The sequence below is a fragment of the Kitasatospora sp. NPDC057198 genome (genome assembly GCF_042670125.1).
Lineage (GTDB): Bacteria > Actinomycetota > Actinomycetes > Streptomycetales > Streptomycetaceae > Kitasatospora.
Map to the genome: position 1 here is coordinate 880 of NZ_JBHUWH010000556.1, position 3876 is coordinate 4755.

At 76.8% G+C, this 3876-nt stretch carries 2 protein-coding genes; both read right to left on the reverse strand.

The genetic code is table 11. The features are described 5' to 3' along the window. Positions 1-213 precede the first annotated feature (213 nt). On the reverse strand, positions 214-2880 hold the full coding sequence (locus ACFUEL_RS35375; RefSeq protein ID WP_380241629.1) for a DUF6493 family protein: 2667 nt from the start codon (positions 2878-2880) through the stop codon (positions 214-216). Next, on the reverse strand, positions 2877-3876 hold a 1000-nt coding region (locus ACFUEL_RS35380), incomplete at its 5' end, for an SWIM zinc finger family protein (RefSeq protein ID WP_380241631.1). The genes ACFUEL_RS35380 and ACFUEL_RS35375, both read right to left, overlap by 4 nt.

Sequence of the window (3876 nt, forward strand, 5' to 3'; positions counted from 1 at the left end):
CTCCCAGCCGGGCAACAGGCCGTTCCGGTTGATGAGTTCGCGGCGCAGCGCGTTCAGGCCGGGCAGTTCGGCCTTCCGCCGTGCCGCGTCCATTCCCGCCACCAGTTCGACCGCCCGTACCGGGTCGGCGTTCCGGATCGCCGTGACCAGGTCCATGTTCTCGCTCCGTTCCTCTTCACCCGTGCTTCCGCCCCCGTCCCCGGCCCCGCCCGGTCAGTCGCCGAGCAGCGCGGCCAGGTTGCGGGTCTCGGCCAGTAGTTTGGTGCTTCCCTTGCGGGCGGCGGTGCGGGTCACCGCGTCGATCGGGCCGCGGGCGCCGCTGCGGCGGGCGGCGTCGACCGCGACGGCGAGCAGGTCGGCGGCGCCGCGCGGGGGTTGGCCGTCGAGCAGGCCGGGGACGAGGATCGCCAGGATGCTCCAGGCGAGCCCCGGTGCGGGGTCGGCGAGTTCGGCGAGGGTGGCGGCGAGGCGGTTGGGCTTGACGGCGCCGAGGGCGAGCAGTTCGAGCGTCTCGCGGGCCAGCGCGGCCGGGTCGAGCTGCTGTTGGGCAGCGAGGGAGAGCACGGCGTCGACCGTCGCGGAGCGGTCCTCGGCGTGGCCGGCGCCGAGGCCGTAGGCGAGCGCCTGGTGGACGGCGAACCCGCAGGGGCCGGCCGCCTCGGCGAGCAGCGGCAGCAGCTGGGGGTTCCCGCGGGCGGGGGTGGTGGCGGCGGACTCGGCGAGCTGGCCGGTGATGCGCAGGGCCAGCTCTTCGCGGTGGTACGGGAGTTGGGCGGTCCAGCGGGCGCTGGGGGCGGAGTGCTCCACGGCGTAGCCGTGGAAGAAGGGCTCGGACGGGCCGAGCAGTTCCCGGACCGCCCTGGGCACCCCGTCCGCCGGTTCGACTCCGGGCACGCGCAGGGCGGGTATCGCGAGGTGCGCCACGTCCTGCTCCGGCAGCTCGGGTTGCTCCGCGTACCGGCGGAATTCCGAGCACCAGACGCCCACCTTCCAGGTGCCGGGCGGCACCGGGGTCGAGCTGCGCCGGGGCAGTCCGCCGCCGCGCAGCCAGGCAGCCAGCTGCCGCCCGGCGGGCGAGGTCAGCGCCTGCGCGCCCTCGCTGCCGTCGCCGGCCGTCCGCAGCAGCGCCTGCGCGAAGTCCACCGGGCCGGGCTGAACGCCGAGTTCCTCGTAGCGGGCCAGCCGGGACACCAACTCCCGTGCGTCCAGGGCGCCGTGGCACCAGGTCGGGGTGGCGAGCAGGAACGGCACCGGGTCGGCGGCGAGTCGCCAGGCGGTCTCGTGCAGGCGGGCGGCGAGGAACTCGCCGACGGGGCCGCGGAATTCCCAGTGGCCGAAGATCCGGCCCTGCCGGGACTGCAGGGCGTCCAGGACGCGCGGCACGGGGGTGGCGCCGGTGGCGACGCCGGCGAGCCGGCCGAGCACCTGCCATTCGCTGCCGGGCCGCAGGACGGGGGCGAGGGCGGCGGCGAGGGCCGCCCGGTCCGCCCAAACCTGGCGGACCAGGCCGTCCAGGACGCGCTCGAAGGCCACGCTCTCGTCGGCGGCGGCCATCGCGGCGGCCAGTTCCTCGGCGACCTCGGCCGGGGTGGTGAGCGGCGCGGGCATCGGCACCGGCCGGGGCGGCTCCGGCAGCCGGTCCGCCTCCACCGCCCCGATCGCGTCCTCCAACACCACCTCCACACCCAGCACTTCGGCCGCCGGCGCGGCGTGCGCCGGGTCCAGCAGCAGCGCCGCCGCCCGCAGCTCCGTCAACAACTCCCCCTCCAGCCCACGGACATGGCGCTTCACCACCTTCAACGCCTGCCCCTGCACCTGCCGGTCCGGATGCCCGAAACACCCCGCCACCGCCCGCAACGCCACCTCCGCCCGACCACCGGCAGCCACCCGGTCCAGCCAACCCAACAGTGCCCGCAGCAACTTCTTCTCCGGACGCGCCGACACCACCCCCGACGCCTCCGCCAACTCCCCCACCGCCAACAGCCCGACCGCGTCCAACGCCACCAGCGACTCCAGCGCGTACCCGGCCACCACCGAGTCACCGTCCAGCACCGCCAGCAACGCCCGCCGGTTGTCCGCCAGTTCGGCAGCGCTCGGCTCCAATGCACGCAGCAGCCCCAGGTAGGTGCGCACCTCGCCCTGGCCGCCGCCGCGCACCAGCCGGGCGAAGCCGCGTCCGATCAGTGCCGGGCGGTCGATGACGCCCTCGGCGGCGAGCCGGGCCAGCACGGCGGGCCAGCGCTGTTCGGGGCTCCTGGCGGCCCAGGGGCCGGAGAGCGGCTCGACGGTTTCGGCGTCGAAGACCAGCGGGGCCAGGACGGGCGTGAAGCCGTCGGCGCGCAGCCGGGTGTACAGGTCGGGGCCGGGCGGCAGGTGGTTGCGCCAGCGGCGGGGTTCGGGGTTGCCGCGGTCGCGCATCCACTCCAGGACGAGGCCGGGTTCGGCGGGCGGCGGGGTGTCGCTGCGGCGCAGCAGGTAGTCGGCGATCTCGTAGGGGGCGGAGGCGTCCCAGCCGAGCGGGTTGACGGGGCGGGCGGAGAGGGCGCGGGCCAGCCGCAGCGCCACTTCCCGCTGCCAGGAGGCGGGTTGGTCGTCCAGCAGGGCGGTCAGCGGTGGCTGGTCCCAGGCCCGGACGTCGAAGTCGCGGCCGGCGATCCAGTCGGCGGCGCCGGAGGGGGCGGTGTGGCAGACCGCCCCGACGACCAGCAGGGCGGCGAGCGCGCCGCCCCGGGAGAAGTCGCTCCCCCGCAGTTCGCGGCGCAGTTGCTTGAGCCGGGGCAGTTCGGCCCGGCGCTCGGTGTCCGTCATCCGGGCGACCAGGGCGGCGGCCAGCGGGGTGCGGGCCTCCCGGACGGCGGTCACGAGGTCCTCGGCGGTCACTTCGACTCCCCCTGCCCGGTCATCCGCACCGCGAGCACGTGGCTGCACGGTCCGCGGTCGCCCCGGTGGCGGGCCCACCAGCGGCAGGTGCAGCCCAGGGCGGTGCCGTCGGCGCCGACCCGGACGTGGTGGGCGTGGTCGCCGACGGTGACCGCCCGGAAGTCGCCGGTGACCGGGCCGACGGCGTCGGCGGCGAGCAGCGCGCGGGCGGACCGCAGCCGGGGGTTGTGGTCCGCCACCCGGCCGCTGTCGTACGGCAGTTGGCGGTGGAAGTGGGCGGCTTCGGCGAGGTCGTAGCCGATCTGGCCGCCGGTGGCGAGGTGGGCGAGGGCGGCCCGGACGCGGGCGGGGCTCAGGCCGGAGTCCTCGGCGAGGTCGGCGGGTTCGATCCGCGGGTCCCAGGCGAGCAGGGCGGCGAGCGCGTCGACGTCCTCGGCCGGGTCGACGGAGCCGGCGGAGTCGGCGAGCAGGTCGAGGAGTCCGCCCTCGCCGGAGAAGCCGCGGGAGCTGTCGGGCGACAGGGTGAGCGTCAACCGGCCGCCGGGGAAGGTGAGTTCCCAGGCGGAGGCGGTGGGCCCGGCGGGGGTGCCGGGCGGGGCGTAGACGTGCAGGGCGGTGGCGTGGCGCAGCAGCGGGCGCAGCGCGGAGAGGCGTTCGGGGCCGGGCAGGCAGATCGCGCCGGGGCCGGGCCGGGAGGTGGGGCGCAGCCCGGAGCCGGCCGGGAGGACCCAGCGGACGGTGCTGCGGCCGGTGGTGGGCAGGGTGCGCAGGAAGCGGACGGCTTCGGCGGCGGGGAGTGCGGCGCGCCGGTCGAAGCGGGCGGTGAGCACCTGGGTCTCGGCGAAGCCCTTGAGCCAGCGCTGCGGCAGCGGGACCTTGCGTTCGACCAGTTCCTCGGTGCCGACGCCGACGGCCAGTTCGTCGGCGCCGACGGCGAGCCGCAGCCGTTCGCCGGGGGTGCGCAGCCGCAGGGCCTCGCGCAGCGGGGCGTTGACG